Here is a 22,117-nt window from a genome sequence, read left to right on the forward strand (position 1 = left end):
TTTAGACTACGCAATGTTAAAAAGTTTTAAATCGAGGTCTACGTTAAGCATACGGATAAAAAACGAAGTTTGCCCCTTCAGGCACAATTACAAATAGGCAGATGTAGTCAGCAGCCGGCTTATAATTTTTAATAAAATACGTTTTCCGCTCCTCCTGCACCAAACCTCGTTCCATAAACTCTTCCAAAGAACTCACGTTGATTGTCCACTGTGTATTCAATTCATCTTTATCCAACAAAAGCTCGCCTACGCTCACTTCATGCTGATGGGCAATAAAGATAGGGTACAATGTATACCCTTCGGAAATCATTTCGGTCGACACTTCTTTTATCGATTCTTTATAAAAGTCTAAATCCATCTTTAGACTCTTTAAAGGACTATGCTGTTGCGGGTTCTGCTCTTTTGCATCGCCCGCCATCAAATCTTCTATATTCAAATTGAGAAAGTACTATTAACTATAAAAACCCATTTGTTACAAATATGATGCCCGCAAGGTCAGTAGCACCACATTTTCCACATGCTGTGTGTGGGGAAACATATCTACCGGCTTGATCCGTTTCACATCGTATTTTTCCTGGAGAATCGCTAGGTCACGTGCTTGCGTGGCAGCATTACAGCTCACATACACGACCTTCGGTGCCTCCATTTCCAAAATACGTTGCACCACATCGGCGTGCATACCGGCCCGTGGCGGATCCGTGATGACCACATCCGGACGCCCATGGGCCGCCACAAAATCAGCCGTTAACACATCTTTCATATCCCCTGCATAAAACAACGTGTTCGTAATTCCATTGATTTGCGAATTTATCTTCGCATCGTCGATAGCCGAAGGAACATACTCGACTCCGATCACTGTGCGAGCCGATTTTGCCACAAAATTAGCAATCGTTCCCGCTCCCGTATATAAATCGTACACCAACTCATCCCCCTTTAGGTCGGCAAACTCCCTGGTAATTTTATAAAGTTCATACGCCTGCGCCGAATTCGTTTGGTAGAATGACTTTGGCCCCACTTTGAAGCGGAGGCCTTCCATTTCTTCATATATAAAATCACGGCCAGCGTATACATGAATATCTTGGTCAAAGATCGTGTCGTTCCGCTTTTGATTAACGATATAAAGCAACGAAGCCAATTCTGGAAATTTTTCATGAATATGTTTCATCAATGAATCGATCTGTTCTTGTGTAGGGTAGGCAAACACTACAATCAACATGATTTCTCCGGTAGATGATGTCCGGATAATCAAGTTGCGCAAGGCCCCTTCATGGGCACGTAGATCATAAAAGGAGATTTCCTGGGAAATGGCAAAATCGCGGACCGTATTTCGGATGGCATTAGAAGGATCTTGTTGCAAAAAGCAGTGGTCAATGTCCAATATTTTATCGAAACGTCCCGGCACATGAAAACCTAGCGCATGCATGCTTTCCGGTACCACCTCTTCATCGACAGACGTCAACCAACGTTTGTTCGAAAAGGTAAACTCTAGTTTATTCCGGTAGTATTCTGTCTGGTTCGAACCTAAAATAGGTTCCATGGACGATGTATCCACTTTCCCCAACCGCTTCAGGGCATTATCTACATACTGTTGCTTAAAACTCAATTGGGCAGGATAGTTCATATGCTGCCATTTACACCCTCCACATACACCAAAATGCGGACAAAACGGATCAACACGATGAGCAGAGGGTTGCTTTAAAGCGACCAGGCGTCCTTCCGCAAAATTCTTCTTTTTCCGGAACAGCTCAACATCGGCTATATCGCCAGGCACCGCTTGCTCAATAAATAATACCAGCTCGTCCTGTTTTGCGACTCCCTTACCTTCCTCTGCAATATCAATAATCTGTACGTCTGCTATAAATCGCTTATCCTGTGGAATTCTTCTACCCATAATGGGTGCAAAAATACGTTTTTTTGTTCAACAAACATTCTTCCTCACTACAACGCATTTTCTATAGGGAATGCCTTATAGGCAAACACCTCGATTTATGGGGCAAACCGCAGGCGCTTTTTGCCGCATCGATCGGTTTTAACCTTCGAGTAATGTTGCCTGAACCAGATATGGAAGCATATCCTTCTGAAAAGAAATAAAGTTTTTGCGCACGTCGGCATCCGTGACAGCCGTAAACGCAAAGGAAAACACAATATTTTTACTGCATTTGATTAAGAACGTAAGCCGCTCTTCAGGCACCGTCTGTCCGATCGTCTCATTTTGAATAAAGGAACTGAGTAGCAAAAACTCCAAATCGTCCGAAAGTGTTTTTAGGTATTCCTGTGCATTTGCCGACTCCCGGATAAACTCCCAGCCTACAAACTCGTTACATACGGTATATGTCACCCGGCTTACCCGAAGGATCGTATTTGCCAGAAATTTTGCCAGATCTTTTTCACGTACACTTTTATCTAAAATATCCTGCACATTTTCTCGAATATAATCCATTAGCACCTCGTGCAAGATAAGTTCTTTACTGGCAAAATGCTTATAAAATGTGGCTTTGGCTATTTTAGCTTGCTTGGCAAGCTCATTCACACTGGTCTTATTGTAACCGTATCGACGGAATAACTCCCGTGCCGATTTTTTTATGGACAATATAACCTTATCTGATTCCATCATGAGTTTTGCACATAAAATACGGTTTCATTCTGTCTAACAGCATATGGTTTCAAAGGACACTCCGCCACTGCGGCCGGCGATCCGTCCGTTAACAAGCACTTTGCTCCCGACACCGGATCTACCAACGTAAACCCTTCTACAACTACCTGATTGCCGGCTCCTAGATCTACTGTACTGCAACAGTCATAAGCAATGAGCCGGGGATCGGCTTGCGTTCTCTGGTTATTGACATTTATGTCCGAATAGTCATCGTTTATGTACGCCCAACCGTTGGTCGAAAAAACGCCCACATGTTCGGCTTGATTGATATTGGTCGTAAACGAACGATTCGGGATCACGTTACATGTTCCCGAACCGCAACCCTGAAAAAATAAAATCGATACAAGAAAGAAAATGTAAACGACTTTCTTTCCCATGGTTAAATAATCTCTGTTTCGAATTGGGATAAGAAACGAACATCATTTTCGGAAAAAAGACGTAAGTCGCGAATCTCATATTTTAGATTGGTGATGCGTTCGATTCCCATACCGAAGGCAAATCCCGAATATTTCTTACTGTCAATACCACAATTTTCCAATACGTTGGGGTCGACCATACCACAACCTAAGATCTCTACCCAGCCGGAGTGCTTACAAAGCTGGCATCCTTCCCCCTTACAAATGGTACATGAAATATCCATTTCGGCAGACGGTTCCGTAAACGGAAAATAAGACGGGCGGAAACGCACTTTCGTCCCTTCTCCGTACAATTCCTGTACGAAATGAAATAACGTTTGTTTTAAGTCTGCAAAGGACACCTGCTCATCCACGTACAGGCCTTCCACCTGATGAAAGAAACAATGAGCACGTGCAGAGATTGCTTCATTACGATACACACGCCCGGGCATGATCGCTCGGAAGGGTGGTTTACCCATTTCCATAAGCCGCACCTGAACGGACGACGTATGGGTCCGTAAGGCGATATCATTGCCCTCTTTCTTTTCCACGAAAAATGTATCCTGCATATCACGTGCCGGATGCTCTGGCGGGAAATTAAGTGCAGAGAAATTATGCCAATCGTCCTCGATTTCCGGACCTTCAGAAACCACAAACCCAAGCTTTTTAAATATTTCGACGATCTCCTTACGGACTAAAGATAACGGATGTCTGGAACCTAATTGAAAGCCTTCTCCTGGAAGTGTTAGATCGCCCTCCGCCCGTTCTGCATGTTGTACCGTTCCACCAAATTGCTCCTGCGCGTCACGAAACGTGGTTTCCGCCAATAGCTTAAACTCGTTTAGAACTTTACCCAAGGTTCGCTTTTCTTCTGGAGACACCGATTTAAATTCGTCAAACAAGGCTTTAACAACACCTTTTGACACCAAAAATTTTAAACGAAAATTTTCTGCGTCAGCAGCTGACGCAGGCTTAAATCCATTAATCTCTTCTGTATACTGCTTAATTTTGTCCTGCAACATAGTGCCAAAGATACGGCAAAATATTAAAAAGTCGCCGTTGCACAGCTCGAAATTTTGAGCAGGAGCATGGGCACCTTAAAATGGAAGACCATCCGTGTCGTTGTCATTTTCCATAAAATCCACTTCCTGCTCTTTCTCCACGTCCTCTGCGCCACTATCCGAGGTAGGCTTTGCCGTCTGTCCGAAATCTGACGGGCGACCCAATAATTTAAAGCTTTCGCCCACAATTTCCGTTACAAAACGCCTGTTCCCTTCCCGGTCTTCATAGTTTCGTGTACGCAAACGACCTTCAATATAAACCAGTTTTCCTTTTTTCAGGTATTTAACGGCCATCTCCCCTAAATTTCTCCACATGACAATGTTATGCCATTCGGTATGTTGCATGCGCACACCATCTTTTGTATACGTCTCGGAAGTTGCTAAAGGAAAACTGCATACGGTGATGTTACCTTCTAAATATCGTACTTCGGGATCTTTGCCCAAATGCCCCACTAAAATTACTTTGTTAACACTTGCCATAGTTATAATTTAGGACCAATTAGCTGTTTGTTTCTTTCTAGAAAAGAAAATATAAGTTTATGTTTAGCTAATGTATCGATTTTTTCCCAAAAAAAATAATCCCATTCTGATTTTTTGATTTTCAGATATTCGGCCTGTGTCACCCGGTAAAACCGTGCGTAAATATGCTGATGGCTCAATATATGCTTGATTGGCACCCCTATCGGTTCCAAAACAACTCCCGCTTTAAAATATGTCGAGAACTCCTCTGTATCCACTAACTCCAAAAGGGACATATCCGTAGCTGTTTCGAGCATCGGAAACTCGTACAGATTCGCCCATACATCGCCCTCTCCACGCTTAGCCATCAACAATTTATCCGCTAAGGAAACAACAAAATAATGGAAGAACCGACTTCTGCTAGCCTTCCCTTTTGTTTTTACAGGGAGATATTCCACACGGTCTTCGCGAAAAGCAACACATTCCAATTGAAAAACGCAATTGCCACACAGTGGATTCTTCGGCTTACACTGTAGCGCTCCAAAATCCATGATCGCCTGATTGTATAGCCCTGCGTGTTGTTTATCCAACAGGTCATCAGCCAGTGCGGCGAACAGCTTCTTCCCTTTGGTCGAATTGATGGGTTCCGCCACGCCAAAATACCGTGATAACACACGGTACACGTTGCCATCCACGACAGCCCTTGGTTCGTTGGCCGAAAAAGAAGCGATAGCAGCAGCGGTATACTCGCCCACGCCGGGCAACCGGATAACCTCCGAGAATACTGTAGGAAAAATGCCCCCCAACGTGTTCTGTACCATCTGGGCCGCCTTATGCATATTTCTCGCACGCGAATAATACCCCAAGCCCTGCCACAACCGGAGCACCTTCTCTTCATCAGCCTCAGCAAATTTTGTTACAATCGGAAACTCTTCGACAAAGCGATGAAAATAGGGCAATCCCTGTTCGACTCGGGTTTGTTGTAAAATAATCTCGGAAAGCCAGATAATATAAGGGTCTTGTGTCGTTCTCCAAGGTAAATCTCGCCCATTCTCATGGTACCATTTCAGCAGTTTTGCAGCAAAAGACATATGCAAAGTTGCTTATTTTTTCACAATAAAAATGAATGTAACAAATGTTAAAAAACGTAAAATATTGAAGTTAAAGATCTTGAACCGATACCTTTGTCTCCGTATCATAAAAAAGTTTTCGTTATTGACGCTATGCTAAAGAAAAAAACCGCCGTGCTTTTTGTAGAACCGGATGGTACATCTACGACTAGATTACAGGTACCTACGATGCTGCTCACGCATTGGAAAAAGTTGCTTATCTCGCTACTTGCCGTGCTCGCTATTGGCATCCTTTCCACTATATACATCGTTAGACAACGGACATCAGAACAATATATTCAAGTTTACGATAAGAAGATTGATGAACTCAAACAACAGAACCGGCAACTGGAACAAGACGAGTTTAACAGCCAACTGACCACAGAAGAAATGAAGAAGTCATTTCATTCCATTGACAGCACGCTGGAGCGCATCAACCAAAAAATGAGAAAGCGCGGACTCAAAGAAATCAAGATGAAGAATATGGGGGGGCCGGTCGAACAAGGCGAAGATGACCTTGTGGAGCTTTCCAATTTTTATAAAAAACAGCTAAAACATTTAGAGGCAAAACTAGACGGTATGCCGTTGGGTGTCCCTCACCCCGGACGGATCACGTCACCTTTTGGATATCGTAGAAATCCATTTACCAATCGCGGCCGAGAGATGCACTCAGGCGTAGATCTCAAAGGACGGATCGGCGATCCCGTGAAAGCGACAGCTAAAGGCAAAGTAACGTTCGCCGGTTATAAAGGCGCCTATGGGTACGTGGTTATGGTCAAACATAACAATGGATATGAAACGCGCTATGCCCACCTGACACGGACCCGTGTCAAAAAAGGCGAGGCCGTAGAAGCCGGAGAAATTGTCGGCTTACTTGGCAACACTGGACGCAGCACCGGACCGCACTTACACTACGAAGTCGTGATAAATAATCGGAAAGTAAATCCCGTCAAGTACTTTTATTTTTAGTTCGTACCATGCGCTGAGGCGAACAGTCTTGACAACACCTTTCATAACGTATGATTGGTGCAGGCATCCATCGTTTACCTACGTACGCCCTGGAGCCATATTGATCGCGCTGTTATTGCCGTTTATTCGCTCAATTTCCGCATCTCTCAATCTCGTTCCACAGACTTCAACTCCTGATCAAGAATACGCTTTAACTCGGCCACTTTCGCCGGAAATTTCTTGGCCACATTGTTTTTCTCGCCCCTATCTACGGATAGGTCATACAGCTGTTCTTCCGAATCCTGACCCAGTTCGATATTGACGAGCTTAGCAATTTTTTGGCCGGCGTTAGGTTTGATGTATTTATAGTTTCCTTGTAGCACGGCATGTGTCCTGGAAGATTGAACCATATGCGAACGTCCCCCCTGCTCTTGGCCAATTAACGTCTTCCACAGTGCCTTACTGTCTACAGCATCCTGTTCAGCCAAGTTCACCTCAAGGAATTCCGCAAAGCACGCCAATAAGTCTACTTGCGCAATCAACGCATCCGACACGCTACCTGTCGCCATGTGTTTTGGCCAAGACACGATAAACGGAACCCGTGTTCCCGCCTCAAACGCGGAATATTTGCCGCCTCGCAGCCCGCCGGATGGGTCATGCCCATGCAGTTCAGTAACCGCCCCATCTTGGTAGCCATCATCCAAAACCGGTCCGTTGTCGCTCGAAAAGATAATAATAGTATTCTCATACAACTGATTATCCTTGAGTTCTTGCACCAACTGTCCTACCGTATAATCCAGCTGTAAAATAGCGTCTCCCCGATAACCTAAACCACTTTTCCCCTTAAACATCGCCGCCGGCATACGTGGAACATGGGGTTCCGTTGCGTTGAAGGTCAAGAAGAACGGTTCTTTCCGATGGGCTTGAATATAAGCTTTCGCCTTTTCAAAAAATGTAAAAGTCAACTCCTCGTCTGTCCAACGCGCGCGATGCCCTCCCGTCATCCAACCTATTCGTCCGATGCCATTGACAATGGTATTATCATGCCCCTGCCCCGGCGAGCTATGCATTTTCAGCAACTCGGGATTTTCTTTTCCCGTCGGATCATCGCCAATCTTTTGCTTATAATCTACATGGATTGGATCGCTGGATTCCACCCCGACGACATGGTGGTTCTCCAAGAACACCGTAGGTACGCGATCGGCCGTCGCCGGAAAAATAAAAGAATAATCATATCCCACCTCCAAAGGTCCCGGTTTAACAGCCGCATTCCAATCCTTTGCCACCTCGTCTCCGAGCCCCAAATGCCATTTGCCTACGATAGCGGTATGGTAACCGCTCGCTTTAAAAACTTTGGGCAACGTCATGCGGTCCTGCGGGATAATGAGCTTTGCATCACCAGGAAGAATTCCCGTCCCGCTCTGCCGAAACGGATAGTTACCCGTCATTAAGGAGTATCGGGAAGGCGTACAGGTAGACGCCGCAGCATGTCCATTCGTGAACCGGACTCCGCGACCTGCGAGCGCATCAATATTAGGAGTCTTCAACTTCGTGGCACCATATGCGCCAACGTCGCCATATCCTAAATCGTCTACATAAATCAATAACACGTTAGGTTTATCCTGAGCTGCCGCGTACAGTGCAACACATAGATATAGGAAAATAGAAGCTAGTTTCTGCATCATTCGTTTAGATTTACTAGCCAAACTTAACCATTTTTTTTGGATGTCGTCGGCCAGAACACGATGCAATCGTGTGCCTAAAATGTATCCATATCTTTATTGCTCACTACGATATCATGGATGGCTGTACGTCCGTAAATAAGTCGTGATATTTTAGCAAAAGCGTAACGATATGCCCACTCTTTCTTATTTTTGAGCCATGAGCGAATCCACTTTTCATATTGCCACCCTCCATCGGGGCAAATATATGCTGCTATTACTCATCGGGGTTTGCCTAGTCACAGCCATCGCTTCCCGACTGCCCATCCAAGAGGTTGCCAAGATATTGATTGTACTGATTAGCTTGCCTTTACTATTTTTTATCAGTACGAAATGGAGCCGGGCTCCATCTGTTTGGAGGATAGAAAATGGTGAAGTAAGCATCCAGTTTCACGGAAAAGAAGCCGACACATTTATGCTCGGCGATGTTAAATACGTACGCAATCTGCCGCGCTCCGGTGGGAACCTGATCATGATCTTCCTGACCAAAAAAAAAGCTCCCAAGCGCTATTGGCGCAACAAACTTTTTCAAAAAGCTGACGATCTCGATGCCCTGATACATGCTCTAAAACAACAAGGTATCGACTATTATTATATGTAAAACAACAACTATGAGAAAATTATTGTTACTGTCTTTCTGCCTGTTCAACATGGCCACGACTTCGGCCCAGCGCGCTGGTTTTTGGCAACAGAAAGTCCATTACAAAATGGATATTGATGTGGACGACCAAACGTATCAATACCAAGGAAAGATGACCTTGGACTATACCAACAACTCCAATCAGGCACTACCGAAGGTATACTTCCACCTCTACTTCAATGCCTTTCAACCGGGAAGCATGATGGATTATCGACTTTCGCATATCGCGGATCCCGACCCGCGTATGACCACCAATTTAGGTACCAAAGAACAGCCCCGATACCAAAGCCGTATTGCTACCTTAACGCCAGAACAAATTGGATATCAACAGGTAGAAACCTTAACAGTCAACGGACAGCCAACACAATTTAAGGTCGACGGCACCTTATTGGAGGTCGTGTTACCGCAGGCCATAAACCCTGGACAGACGGCAACGTTTACCATGGAATGGAGTGCGCAGGTACCGGAACAAATTCGCCGCAGTGGTCGTAACTCGAAAGAGGGAGTCGCACTCTCTATGACACAGTGGTATCCGAAAATGGCCCATTTCGACGAATTCGGATGGCACCTGGATGAATACGTTGCCCGGGAGTTTATTGCGCCTTTTGGAGACTTCGACGTAACGATACACATCGATAAAGATTATGTAATCGGCGCCTCTGGGAAATTACAGAATCCATCAGCAGTGAAGGGGTACGACAAAATGGCGAAGGTAAAGACGAAAAAAGGCAAAGCATCATGGAATTTCAAGGCTCAGAACATTCACGACTTCGCCTGGGCTGCCGATCCTGAGTTTGTTGTCGACTCTGCAAAAAGTAACAGCGGGGTAACAGTCTACACTGTCTTCCTGCCCACGAACAAAGAGGTGAAGGCAAACTGGAATACCGCTTTAAGCTTGTCCACTGAATTTTTCGACTATTGCTCCGCGCACTTTGGTGATTATCCATGGCCAACCTATAGCATCGTGCAAGGCGGAGATGGTGGTATGGAATATGGCACAGCGACGTTGGTCACCGGCGGGCGAAACATAAAGAGCCTCGTCGGCGTGATCTTTCACGAAGCTGCGCATTCCTGGTACCAGCACTTGTTCGGAATCAATGAGACAGTCGACGAATGGTTTGACGAAGGGTTTACCAGCTACATCGAAGAACTGGCCTTCCAAAGTCTATTTGAAAAGAAAGGCGCCCTGGCATCGAATCCGGTCATCAATGCCTATCGCTCGTACTACAAGCTGGCGCTTTCCGGCAAAGAAGAGCCCATGAGTTTGCTTGCCGACTATTACAACACCAACTACGCGTATAGTAATGAAGCGTACAACAAAGGGCAGGTACTCGCCGGTCAGCTTGGATACATTATTGGCAAAGAAAACTTAGCGAAAACCTTTCTTCAATTTTACGATATCTGGAAATTTAAACATCCGACGCCAAACGACTTTAAGCGTGTCGCGGAAGAGGTATCCGGCATCAACCTAAAATGGTATTTTAACCTGTTCGTCAATACGACACGGACCATCGATTACGCTGTGGAAAGCATTTCCGATCAAGAAATCCTGCTGGCAAATAAATCAAACTTTGCCATGCCCATTGACTTACTGGTCGAATACGAAGATGGCAGCAAAGAACTGTTCTATATTCCGTTGCGCGAAATGCGTGGAGAAAAACCATCGGAAAATCTAGACCTGTACCAAGGTGTAACACGCACCGTCTTGGAAGACTGGTTCTGGACGAAACCTACCTATACGGTTAAAACAACTAAGAAGCCCGTCAAGGTACAAATCGATCCTTCCTTACGATTAGCCGATATCGAGTCTGCCAACAATACGTATACACGGTAATCGTGTTTGCTAAATCAAAAAGGGGTTGCACTACTAGCCAACCCCTTTTTGATTCGTCATTTCTCCCACCACACCTTCGTGTGGAAGTCGTCTCCTCCCATTTGCTCTACTGCTTTCGCATAGTTATCAGGATTAAATCGACGGACTTCATTTTTGTACATGAAACGAGTCGGCATGACTCCCTCATAAAACATATACGGTGTTTTAGGTAATTTTGGGAATCCTGTACGCCGGTATTCGAACCATTGCTGATAATCGACCATAAATAAGCCCAAATATTTTTGAAGCATGACACGCTCCAGCGTACCATCGAATTTCCCTACTTCACTTTCAAAATAATCAGCCGGAACTGTGCCCCCATACTGCTCGATTGATGCGCGCACACCTTTCTCATAGGCTGTCTTCGCCTCGGCATCCATGCCCAACGACAGGTAAACCTCCGCTTTTATGAATTCCACCTCCGAATACGGCATCAAAATCTCTTGGACGGGTGTTCCTACCGCTTCGGGATACATTAAATCACCATTTGGGGTACTTGGACTGAACGTATAGGCCGACAAATCGCCCGAGTGTCCTGCCGGTATACCTTTATAACCGATCTTCACTGGCTTACCACCCACCATTTCGGTGGCTTCGGTCATAATAAACGGACGGCGAGGGTCATTCAGTGCATTCAGCTTGTCCACAAAAAATTCGGCCATAGCTGTAAAGTTGACGTAGTCTTGCCTTCTTCCCCATGCGTAGTCATAAGGGGAAAGACCTGTAATCTCTACGATGGCGGCATCCGTATTGGACGTAAAAATTGGATATTGTGCAGGATTGTCCAATAGGGCTTTGATCTTTGCTGCGGCCGGAATGCGTTTGGACTGCCGCAAATAATAGCGCAACAATAAAGAATTATTGAATTTGCGCCATAATTCCTTGTTATTACCGTAAAGCAAGTCGTTTCCGTCCATTGTTCCTTCTCCGGCGTACAGCGTATTTGCCTCTTCCAAGGCCGCGATCATGTCTGCGTAAATCTGTTCCTGTGTGTCAAATTTCGGTTGGGTAATTCCCTCTTCTGCGCGAATCGCTTCAGACAACGGTACATCGCCAAAACTATCCGTCAATAATCCGGCGACGAGTGCTCTCATCGTTGCCGCGACAGCTTTGTAAACAGGCTTATCCATTGCTTCGGCAGCCATCTCCATTTCCCGGATATTCCGCAAGTAGCTGTAACACGCATTCCATGTCCCGTCTCCAGAGTTTTCGGTGAAATAATACCGATGCACGCCATTCGCGGCACTTGGATTAGACAGGCCCGTTTGCATAATCTCCCAGGTAAAGTCATTGCTCCGAGCGGTGAAATAAGTCACCATTCTGTAGATCGTTGGCGTCAACAAGGCTCCTGGTGTCACCGTTTCTATATCATTTGGATTGGTGTTCAGCTCGTTGAAGTCCTTCGTACATCCGGACCACATGGTTGCTCCAGCAAGCAAAAGTGCGACATTAATATGTTTGATTTTCATGTTTTCTCTGTTTAAAAATTAGCTCTCAAGTTTACCCCGAATGTTCGCGTGCTCGGCATTTGTCCCATTTCCACACCCGGCATGATCGTTGCTCCATTTAACGCGGCAGTCTCTGGATCATACATCGGGAAGTCCGTCCACATAAAAAGATCACGACCAAAAAAAGCAATCGATGCATTGTTCATCCTCCAGCGGGAAACTACATTTTTAGGTAACCCGAATTCCAAGCGTACCTCTCTTAATTTCAGGTATGATGCATCAAAGCTATTGGTCTCGACATTAGCCCTCCGGTAATAATCTCCGTACCACGTATTGATAGCCACTTCCTTAGTATTGGGGCTGTACGTTCCGTCCCCATTATCTACAACGCCTTCGCCCACAATCAAACCCGTCTCACGGCCCTTCAGCGTGTGTTTTAGTTTTCCTTGCTCCGTCATTTTATGATGAGTTTGCGAGTAAACAATGCCTCCGTATTGACCATCCAGCAAGAAACTGAAGGATACGTTCTTATAACGGAACTCATTGTGGAAACCACCCCGCCAATCCGCATATACATTACCAATCTTGACCTTATCTGTTGGTCTCACAGCCAATCCTGTATTTCCGTCAATTAAGACATCCCCGTTTTCATTGCGCACGAGACCGTAGCCCCATAGATCCCCTGTTGATCCACCGACAGTCGCTATAATCTCTGCCGCGCCTGATCCGCTCGAAGCAATGGTCTGCTGAGGAGTTAACACCCCCTCTGTCAATGCTAATATCTCGTTATCATTTGTTGACCAATTTGCAGAAGTCGTCCATCGGAAATTCTCATTCCGGATAGGTGTGCCAGACAAGCTCACCTCCCAACCTCTGTTGCGGATAAGTCCCCCATTCACATAAGCTCCTGAGAAACCCGTAGTAACATCTAATGGTACCGTTAGAATTTGATTTTTGGAACGGTTGTAATAAAAATTGACATCCGCCGTCAAACGGTTCTTGAACATAGATAGGTTGATTCCAGTTTCTGTCGAAGTTGAAAATTCGGGTTTCAGCAGCGCGTTATACAATTGTAAGTTAGATTCCGCGGATCCTGGAAATGCAGACGGCAAGTACGATTTATAAACCTGGTAGGGATCTGTATCGCGGCCCACACCTGCCCATGACACTCGTAATTTGGCGAACGAAATTTGTTCAGGCATGGTAAACAATTCGCTTAATACGAAACTACTACTGACCGACGGATAGAAGTACGAGAGATTTCCGGTCGGCAGTGCGGAACTCCAATCGTTCCTCGCTGTTAGGTCTAGAAAAATCTTGTCCTTCCAAGACAAATTCACCAATCCGAACACACTCTGTATTTCTTTTTCTGTCAAAAAATTCTCGGCCAACGCATTGGTCATCGCATTACTTAGTTTGTAGATACCGGGCAACGTTAATCCACGTGCTACGCCAGCGTCGTCTTTCGAATGTTGTTTCATCAGGTTCCCCCCTGCCGAAGCCCGTACCGTAAAGTCATCGCCCAGCGCAGAGTTATACGTCAGCAACATGTCTGTATTGGATTCCATATAGAAAATATCTTGCTGCTTATAATACCCATTCGGGAAGTTCGCCGTATCCCAAGGACGGCGTTGTTCTCTGCGGTTATAGCTCATGTTCAAACCGGATCGCAACATGATCTCCCACTTCGGATTAAAGGTATACACCCCTTGCAACATACCATCAATTCCATTGCTCGACAAGCTGTTTGTCATTTCATGTGCAATCACAAATGGATTTTCAATGTACGAGCTAAACGGATGTATTTGTTCGAGATTCTCTCTGCCTTTTTTCCACATGGGTCGATACCAATTCAGATCGATACTTGGATTCTGAAAAATCATAAAATACGCGACGGACTGATTGTTATAGCCTGTCCCCGGAAGGTTGTCACTGCTTTTATTAGTATAGTTTGCCTTTAAATTGATCTTCAACTTGTCACTTAAATTTGCCGAACTATTAAACGAAGCGACTAATCGCTCGAAGCCCGTATTAGGCATGATCCATTTGTTCGAAGTATGCGTTAGTGAGGCGCGGGCCGAAAAATCATCCGTTCCCCCATCAAATGCTACACTATTCATAAAGGTAGAACCTGTTCGGAAGAAGCCTTTTACACCATCTTTGTAAGGCACCCAAGGTGTTCGTTCCGTACCCACCGCTTCGAGTTCGGGATTGTACTGAAAATACATTTGTCCGTCAAATTTAGGCCCCCAGGCACTTGACGTGGATCCTGTATTCGTACCATCCTCCGTTAAACCGTAGGAATAATATAAATCCCCGTTGGCATTTCGGTTTAAATTACCCTGACCATAGTCATATTGAAAATCAGGCCATTTCAGTATATCCTGAAAACTGCTATTGGAATTGATGGTAACACCGATTCCCTTACCTTTTCGCTTTCCGGATTTTGTGGTAATAATCAGCGCGCCGTTGCCCGCTCGGCTACCGTATAATGCGGTCGCCGCAGCACCTTTCAACACCGAAATCGATTCGATATCATCCGGGTTAATATCGCCCAAACCATTTCCAAAATCCACCGGGATATCTTTATCGACACCACTGGATCCTGCTCCGTAGGCATCCGTCACACCTGAACTAAACCGACCGTTAACCAACGGCACACCATCGACTACTATAAATGCTTCATTATTCTCTGGCGTAAAGGATTGATCTCCACGCAAATTGATACGCGCAGTATTCAGCGGACCGCTACTTGCTTGCGTAATATTTAATCCGGCCACTTTACCTTTCATGGCATCCACCCAATTGCTAGGTGTTGCATCGGTCATTTGTTCGCCACTGATCTCACCTACAGCATACCCCAAAGACTTTTTCTCCCGCTTAATCCCCAACGCTGTCACAACGACCTCGGTGATCTCCTGGTCGGCAGCATGTAAAGAGATGGTCGCATTCGTTGCATTTTCCGACCATTTCCGCGCTAACGGCTGATAACCGACACTTTGGAAGGTCACCTCCTGGTCTGCGTCCACCTGTATAGTAAAACGACCTTGATGATCTGTTGTTGCCAACGCCCTACCACCTGCGGTAATCGTCACGCCAGCAACGGGCTGACGGGTATTGTCGTCCATCACCGAACCGGATACCGATACTTTCTGCTGGTTCAACCATACACTCTCTTTCCCATAGGAAGAAAAAGAATGCGCCATTCCGGGAGCAAATCCCAGTCCTACCAAGAGTAAAAATGCCCGGCTGGTACGTCCAGAGTACTGGTAGAACGTTGAGGTAACTTTTTTCATTTGTTTCATAATAGACAAATCATATGGCAGCAATTACTGCCTTTTGGTGCCGCAAAACTAACCACCCGATGTGAAGTTTATGTTAACAATTGATTAACAATAAAACAACAAAACGCATGATAACGCATATTAAACGGGTTTTAAACCTATATTAATTGAAATATGTTGGACGCGTGGGCGAAATGTACTGCCCATACCGAACAACAAAACGAAACAACACGCAGTGTCTTATGCTGAAATAGGTTTACAAGACAAGGAATATCGCCAAAAGACATCTATGTCACGGGTATAACGGATCCAGCATTCTTTTTCGTAACTTAACGCCACAGATACATGATAAACACTGTTGCATGAATTTCTTTCCTCATAACCGCCGAGCCTTTATCAAAACATTAGTTGGCCTTTCTATGGCACTTTATATACCGCAACGCTCACGAGCAGGTCATGGTTCTTCTCTATCATTTATAGACAGGCTATTGCCGGCTCCGAAAAAGGCAGGATTTTCCATGGACGATTACTGGATCTGGGATCCCTCCGTTATCAAAGGGCCGGATGGTAAATACCATATGTTTGCTTCCCGTTGGAGCAAGACGTATGGTTTTGGCAACTGGGTCACCAATTCCGAAGTAGTACGTGCGATATCCGATACGGCAGCCGGTCCGTACATGTTTGTAGAGGTTGTCCTCCCTGCGCGGGGAAAAAAGTACTTCGACGGATGTACCACGCATAATCCGCGCATTGTCCGCACAGGTGATTACTATGTATTGTATTATTTTGGGAATACCTATGCAGCACCTTCTCCCTCCCCGGAAGAGGATGTTTGGTCGACAGGGCTAGCGCAGAACGCGTGGATGCGTAAACGGGTTGGCATGGCCTACGCGACGTCACTGGAAGGGCCGTGGATCCGTTCCGATCAGCCGGTCATTAACCCGCGGCTAGGGGAATGGGACGCCTCTATCACATCAAACCCGTCTCCGGTAGTTCTTCCCACAGGACAGGTATATCTTGTTTACAAATCATCTCCAATCAATTATAACCCTCCCCTGTTGCTAGGTGCTGCCATGGCCGATTCGTTTAGAGGGCCCTACCAGAGGCTATCAAATGAACCCATCTTCTCCTTTCATAATTCGGAAAAAGCAGACAACGATGTCGAAGATCCGTTTGTCTGGTGGACTGGCTCGCAGTTTGAGCTTATTATGAAAGATCGCTTCGGACATATCTGTGGCGAGGAAGGAGGTGGCATTCATGCCTTCTCCCCCGATGGAATCCAATGGACATTATCTGATCCAGTCAAAGCCTACTCCCGAAGGATCAAATGGGACGACGGAACCGAAACCGAACAAGCAAATTTCGAACGTCCGTTTTTGTTATTCGAAGACGGTAAGCCCACCCATCTCTTCGCGGCCACAGGTAGCGGCAAAGGAAGCTACCAATTCGATCGTACATGGAATATGGTGATTCCATTGAAGACGGATGGTTAAGACCTATCGCTGATATCCTGAGGCAATCCGTATATTTGCAGCATGATTTACTTCCACATTCCTTTTTGCAAACAGGCTTGTCATTACTGCGATTTTCATTTCAGCACCTCATTGAAGCACAAAGAGGAAATGATGCAAGCGCTGTTGCTGGAAGTGGAACAACGGCAGCATGAGCTGCCAGACCGACAGATAGACTCGATTTATTTTGGAGGGGGCACACCTTCCATACTCGATGCGAGTGATATCGAGCGATTGATTGACAGCGTGGCCCATTACTTTGACGTTACACCTCACGCTGAAATCACGCTAGAAGCAAATCCAGATGACCTCGACAGGGCAAAAGTTGATGCGTTGCGACATACACCAATTAATAGATTCAGCATTGGTATTCAGTCTTTTTTTGATGAAGATCTTCGATGGATGAATAGGGCGCATCACGCAGCAGAAGGTGAGGCATCCATTAAACGCGTTCAGGATGCCGGGTTCGAAAATATTACAGCCGATTTAATTTATGGTTACCCCTTATTGACGGATGTCAAATGGAAAGCCAACATGCATCAACTACTCGATTTTGGTATTCCACATATCTCTTCATATGCCATGACTGTTGAACAGCGGACCGCACTTGCGCATTTTGTACAGCAGGGCAAAACGCTTCCCATGGATGAAGCACAAAGTGCATCGCAAATGGCTCAACTGATCGAGACGTTGACGACGCAAGGCTTCGAACATTATGAGATTTCGAACTTCGCTAAGAGTGGACACTACGCCAAACATAATACCAACTATTGGCGCGGTAGGCACTACCTCGGCATTGGGCCCTCAGCGCACTCCTTCAACGGTTTGTCCAGAAGTTGGAACATTGCGAACAATGCGCAGTATATGGCTGGTATTTTTTCAAACAGCCGAGATCATGAAACGGAAATACTATCTTTCGAAGATCGCGTCAACGAATACGTGATGACATCCCTACGCACCATGTGGGGAATAGATCTTCCAAAAGTAATCAGAGAATTCGGTTCCGAAACCGCAGCACTTCTTCAACGTAGCGCGGCGCTTTTCGTAGCACAAGGGCATGTGGAAATCCACGAAGGAACGTACATCCGTTTAACCCAATCCGGAAAACTATTAGCTGATCACATCGCTTCCGAGTTATTTTTGCTTGCCGAGTAGAAAACCGCATGTTCTTGTCACTACTCGATTAAGGAGTACGACAGTATGCATCCGGAAGGGTCGCATTTAACGCTTTCGGATACATCCGCTCGAATTATTTGTCCAACAGATTGACCACATCGTCACGTCGTTCGGAGGGTACAACGAGCAGATCCACTAACTTACCCCCCCGGAGCTTACCTTGCACAGTCGTCTGTCTGGGCGCATGCAGCTTGAAATCTACATCCCATTCTTGGGGCCAAGCGGGAAAAAGATAAAGTTTATCATCTGCCGTTTGAAGGAGCATCTCCTGCAAACCAATCATACCCGATCCCCCCCAATTGTGATCCGGCACCCAATCGAAACCTGGGCCCCAAAATGTAGGGAAGCGTCGAGGTGCATCTCCTAACTTCAAAAGCACCAGCCGTTTCGCTTCGTCTGTCAATCCCAGACGCGCGGCAAAGATATTATCTTGTTTCCAACCGACATGGCTTCGAAACTTTAATAGATCTGGGTCTAACCAATAGGTATCTTGCGCAACCTGTAAATCGGGTTTTCCGACACCATATATACCCCACGGAAATACGGGATAGAGTTGCGGAGCCTCTGTGTTATTGATTCTCCCCCAAACTTCGGCGGGCGCCAACACCTTTTTCCCATCGATCACCCGTGTAGGCAACGGCGGAATACGTTGTTGAAAGCCCCCGAGATACGTCCGTAGTGCCGTGTCCTGTTGCACTTCGGCCAACGATAGCATCCGTTTGGTGACCTCTTGCAACGCTGCTACCGTCGTTGATGCATTATAGGCCATTTTATAGGTCTCTGCAGAAGAGCCTGGATAAAATATTAAATGTCCTTGCTGATCCAACACTTTGCTCCCCAACTGCCGGGCACGGTACTGGTAATGTTCATCAAAAAAGCGTAGGCAACTTGTTATAAATGGAATATATGTTTGCACCTCTTTTCCGCCATAACTGCCTGTTTCCAACATCATCATGCAAAACTCCAGGACGGTGTCCCACTGGTATTCGAGCCAAGCATTATATTCTAGTCCGGGATCATAATCCGTTGGGCGTTTCCAATTGTATTCTGCCGGATTCGGAAGGCCAAAATTTTCGAGTTGTTCTGTAAAACTGGCGCCGCCATGCCCCCAATACACCTTTGATCGCCATTCGGCATTGCGTTGCAACCGTTGATAAAATTTAAATTGCGCGGACATCATATCAAAATCGCCGCTTTTTAACATCGGCCAGTATACCAGTCGCTGGTTTTGCGCTGTATGCGTGCCTCCTCCCCAATTCCGAAAATCCGGTGTGAAGGTGAATGTACTATCTACTCCCGACGGATCATAGGTAAATAGCCCCCCATTAAATTTGGTGGGATACTCGCCGTAGGCATTACATGCCAACATGTACCGAAAGAGTTGATAGTTCCGGCCGATACGCCAGGCTTCCTGATCTTGATGTTGCGGGAGGATAGCAATATAGCTCCGTTTCCAAAATGCTCGCCACCAGGCCTCCGTTTGTTTTTTGCGAGCGTTCAACGATTGCTTCGCATGTGCTGACTCGTTGATCCGCTGTTCCCAATCCGCCAGGTCATCCGTTTGTTCAGCGACCAGCGTGACTTGCACATGATGCGTTGTACGGGGCTGACGACTTTTCAATACCCAGGACCTAAATTCGCTATCCGCATAGCTTCCCTCTCGTTGTTCTACAAAAGTCAATGCATCGCCCTGCATGACGCCCCCAGAAATACGCCCATGTAAGGGATTAAATAAGGAGTCCTTCACCGTGTCTAACTTTTGTTGGCGGACGACGACATCAAAGGCCGTCGTATCCCGATTCTTGTGGTAAAAGACAATGGTATTATTTACCGGTCGGATACTGTCACGGTAGGTAACAACACGATGTGGAGGCGCCCACTTCCAGGAATTGGCGTTATTCTCCTTCTTTTGCGGATATAAATCTTTGTATCGCCAACTTTCGTAGCTCGCTTCCATCGCTATCTTCTTGTTGGCTTCGACCTGCACATGCACATTTGGTCGATGTACATCCACCCAAATCAGCACCTTGGCTTTCACGCCCCCGCTTTGCCCCTCGATGACAACCTGTCCTTTGTCCAATTGCAATTCCTGCCGGAATTCCGTTCCTTCAAATGGATTGGGTGCAAGCGTAATCCGTACACGCCCCAGCTTTAGCAAAGTATTATTTTCGTCAAATGCGCCGCTTTTTCCCAAATAGAAAAAGAGATCGCCTTTTTCTACCCATACATTTAAACCAATATCTCCACCGCCGACGGGCATGGACTCAGCCGAGCTCGTACTCGGGGCGGTCCATAAAACATGATAATTGTCCCAAGGAAGTTCTTGCGCATACGACACATGAACCGTGCAAAAAAGGAGGAGTAAGAAAATATATTGTTTCATTTTTTTCAGCATTACCTGCGGTTCGATGCGCTACCAGTTATCCGTACGGAACGATGCCACGGGCAACCCATTCACGCCAAACAAATCGCCCACCACAAAATCCTTAAACGCATAGCGTACAGCCACGGGCGCGCTTACGCGTGGCGAGGACACAACGACCGTTTTACCCTGAACCACAGCCGATGCAGGATAGAATACGCGATCGTTACCCGCAATTTCGAAAGTTTGCATGTCCTTCCCAAACGATGTCAAACCAAGAGGTGCATCCGAAAACCGTACGATCGCTGTACTGCCTTTTATTTCCAAACTGTCGTAGAGCGGACTTCTATAGTTTAACGTCTCCATGCCATAGGTGGCTCCCAACGCCAGCAGGGCTAGCCGTTCGGCTCCCTCTTGCTTACGAGCAGGGTGTATACCATTTTTTTCGCCGAGATCCATAGTCACCGCCATACCACTGTGATCGAGTTTAGCCAGTGATTTCCGTTGGGCATCCCGGAGAAATGCAGAATTGTATTTCCCGCCGACGTGGTAAGGTGGCAGGGAAGCATAATCAAAGGGAGCGATCTGCGTAAAATAAAAAGGCAATTGTTCATCGCCCCATTGCTCCCGGAATTTAGCAACCATGCGCGGAAAAAGTAGCTCGTAAGCATCGGGGCGTTCGTAATTTGATTCGCCTTGGTACCAGATAATTCCTCGGATGCCGTACCCCTTTATTGGATGGATCATACCATTGTATAACATCGTTGGTATCCTGTTTTTGTCTTTCAGCCCCTCCTCCTGTTTTGGAATTTGAATATCCTTTTGATCGGCCAACCAAGCCGCATCCATCCAGGCCTCCACATTTGAACCACCATAACTGCTGTGTACCAGCCCGACGGGCACGTTCAAGATATGACGCAATCTTTTTCCAAAGAAGTAGGCTGTGGCGCTGAAGTTGGCTACTGTTTCCGGTGATGATTTTTTCCAGACGGATGGCTTGCTGTCCTTGGCAGGTTGCAGCACGGGGTTCCGAGGGACGGTATACAATCGTAATTTATCATCATTGGCCTCTAGAATAGCTTCTGTACTGCCCATAATAGGTTGAGCCGGATAGCCCTTCAGTGGCATTTCCATATTGGATTGTCCCGAACAGAGCCACACCTCGCCGATCAATATATCTTCTAGGTGTATCGTATTATCTTCCGATACCTGTATTCCATAGGGTCCGCCAGCTTCCGGCGTTTGCAGCATTATACGCCAGTTACCTGCTTGGTCAGCTTGCTCCTGATAGGTCTTATTATCCCAAGAGGTTTTTACGCTGACGACCGTATTTGGTTTTGCCCAGCCCCATATCGGAACGGTTTTTTGTTGCTGCAGCACCATCCCATCCGTAAAAATAGCCGAGAGTTTCACCTCCGCTTTTAAACCAACGGCCAGCAAAAGCAACACGAGTGTCGTTAACTGTTTCATGTCTTTG

At 46.2% G+C, this 22,117-nt stretch carries 17 protein-coding genes; 5 read left to right on the top strand and 12 right to left on the bottom strand.

From position 1 onward, the window contains the following. Positions 1 to 43: 43 nt before the first annotated feature. The 7 genes from ACFSR5_RS19580 to mutY all read right to left on the bottom strand — a co-directional run bounded on the left by ACFSR5_RS19580 (position 44) and on the right by mutY (position 5,659). A complete protein-coding gene (locus tag ACFSR5_RS19580) occupies positions 44 to 436 on the bottom strand; it encodes a hypothetical protein (RefSeq protein ID WP_380906198.1) in 393 nt (130 codons plus the stop codon). A 36-nt stretch (positions 437 to 472) separates the two neighbouring features. Continuing rightward, positions 473 to 1,891: a 23S rRNA (uracil(1939)-C(5))-methyltransferase RlmD gene (gene rlmD / locus ACFSR5_RS19585; RefSeq protein ID WP_380906199.1), complete on the bottom strand. Its 1,419-nt coding sequence runs from the start codon at positions 1,889 to 1,891 to the stop codon at positions 473 to 475. A 138-nt stretch (positions 1,892 to 2,029) separates the two neighbouring features. Continuing rightward, positions 2,030 to 2,611 (bottom strand): TetR/AcrR family transcriptional regulator, encoded by a 582-nt coding sequence (locus ACFSR5_RS19590; RefSeq protein WP_380906592.1) that lies wholly within the window; start codon positions 2,609 to 2,611, stop codon positions 2,030 to 2,032. After that, the gene (locus ACFSR5_RS19595; RefSeq protein ID WP_380906200.1) at positions 2,611 to 3,030 is read right to left on the bottom strand and encodes a hypothetical protein; all 420 of its coding nucleotides are present in this window, start codon (positions 3,028 to 3,030) and stop codon (positions 2,611 to 2,613) included. The genes ACFSR5_RS19590 and ACFSR5_RS19595 overlap by 1 nt, the downstream gene beginning before the upstream one ends. A 2-nt stretch (positions 3,031 to 3,032) precedes the next feature. Beyond that, positions 3,033 to 4,070: a phenylalanine--tRNA ligase subunit alpha gene (gene pheS, locus ACFSR5_RS19600; RefSeq protein ID WP_380906201.1), complete on the bottom strand. Its 1,038-nt coding sequence runs from the start codon at positions 4,068 to 4,070 to the stop codon at positions 3,033 to 3,035. A gap of 75 nt (positions 4,071 to 4,145) precedes the next feature. Further along, positions 4,146 to 4,589 carry a single-stranded DNA-binding protein gene (locus ACFSR5_RS19605; RefSeq protein WP_380906203.1) on the bottom strand — a complete coding sequence of 148 codons (444 nt, stop codon included), beginning with the start codon at positions 4,587 to 4,589 and terminating at the stop codon, positions 4,146 to 4,148. A 2-nt stretch (positions 4,590 to 4,591) separates the two neighbouring features. Beyond that, positions 4,592 to 5,659 (bottom strand): A/G-specific adenine glycosylase, encoded by a 1,068-nt coding sequence (gene mutY, locus ACFSR5_RS19610; RefSeq protein ID WP_380906204.1) that lies wholly within the window; start codon positions 5,657 to 5,659, stop codon positions 4,592 to 4,594. Positions 5,660 to 5,791: 132 nt separating this feature from the next. Here mutY and ACFSR5_RS19615 point away from each other — a divergent pair, with 132 nt between their 5' ends. Continuing rightward, on the top strand, positions 5,792 to 6,646 hold the full coding sequence (locus ACFSR5_RS19615; protein WP_380906205.1) for a M23 family metallopeptidase: 855 nt from the start codon (positions 5,792 to 5,794) through the stop codon (positions 6,644 to 6,646). A 146-nt stretch (positions 6,647 to 6,792) separates the two neighbouring features. On the opposite strand, the gene ACFSR5_RS19620 is transcribed toward ACFSR5_RS19615, so the two are convergent. Beyond that, a complete protein-coding gene (locus ACFSR5_RS19620; RefSeq protein ID WP_380906206.1) occupies positions 6,793 to 8,310 on the bottom strand; it encodes a sulfatase family protein in 1,518 nt (505 codons plus the stop codon). A gap of 196 nt (positions 8,311 to 8,506) precedes the next feature. Here ACFSR5_RS19620 and ACFSR5_RS19625 point away from each other — a divergent pair, with 196 nt between their 5' ends. Together ACFSR5_RS19625 and ACFSR5_RS19630 are read left to right on the top strand one after the other, a co-directional pair. Next, positions 8,507 to 8,947, top strand: coding sequence for a hypothetical protein (locus ACFSR5_RS19625; protein WP_380906207.1), 441 nt, complete (start codon positions 8,507 to 8,509; stop codon positions 8,945 to 8,947). Between the two features lie 10 nt (positions 8,948 to 8,957). Next, the gene (locus ACFSR5_RS19630; protein ID WP_380906209.1) at positions 8,958 to 10,820 is read left to right on the top strand and encodes a M1 family metallopeptidase; all 1,863 of its coding nucleotides are present in this window, start codon (positions 8,958 to 8,960) and stop codon (positions 10,818 to 10,820) included. 56 nt (positions 10,821 to 10,876) lie between these two features. Here the strand turns inward: ACFSR5_RS19630 and ACFSR5_RS19635 are convergent, their stop codons facing one another. Beyond that, positions 10,877 to 12,328, bottom strand: coding sequence for a SusD/RagB family nutrient-binding outer membrane lipoprotein (locus tag ACFSR5_RS19635; RefSeq protein WP_380906211.1), 1,452 nt, complete (start codon positions 12,326 to 12,328; stop codon positions 10,877 to 10,879). Between the two features lie 11 nt (positions 12,329 to 12,339). After that, positions 12,340 to 15,603 (bottom strand): SusC/RagA family TonB-linked outer membrane protein, encoded by a 3,264-nt coding sequence (locus ACFSR5_RS19640; RefSeq protein WP_380906213.1) that lies wholly within the window; start codon positions 15,601 to 15,603, stop codon positions 12,340 to 12,342. Positions 15,604 to 15,953: 350 nt separating this feature from the next. Here ACFSR5_RS19640 and ACFSR5_RS19645 point away from each other — a divergent pair, with 350 nt between their 5' ends. Then, positions 15,954 to 17,084, top strand: a complete 1,131-nt coding sequence (locus ACFSR5_RS19645) for a glycoside hydrolase family protein (RefSeq protein WP_380906215.1) — start codon at positions 15,954 to 15,956, stop codon at positions 17,082 to 17,084. Between the two features lie 42 nt (positions 17,085 to 17,126). Continuing rightward, positions 17,127 to 18,257 (top strand): radical SAM family heme chaperone HemW, encoded by a 1,131-nt coding sequence (gene hemW, locus ACFSR5_RS19650; protein ID WP_380906216.1) that lies wholly within the window; start codon positions 17,127 to 17,129, stop codon positions 18,255 to 18,257. A gap of 94 nt (positions 18,258 to 18,351) precedes the next feature. Here the strand turns inward: hemW and ACFSR5_RS19655 are convergent, their stop codons facing one another. Beyond that, entirely contained in the window at positions 18,352 to 20,661 is a 2,310-nt protein-coding gene (locus ACFSR5_RS19655; protein WP_380906217.1) for a DUF5703 domain-containing protein, read from the bottom strand. 30 nt (positions 20,662 to 20,691) lie between these two features. After that, on the bottom strand, positions 20,692 to 22,110 hold the full coding sequence (locus ACFSR5_RS19660; protein WP_380906219.1) for a sialate O-acetylesterase: 1,419 nt from the start codon (positions 22,108 to 22,110) through the stop codon (positions 20,692 to 20,694). Between the last annotated feature and the right edge of the window lie 7 nt (positions 22,111 to 22,117).

It is taken from the genome of Sphingobacterium suaedae (genome assembly GCF_042684625.1).
Lineage (GTDB): Bacteria > Bacteroidota > Bacteroidia > Sphingobacteriales > Sphingobacteriaceae > Sphingobacterium > Sphingobacterium suaedae.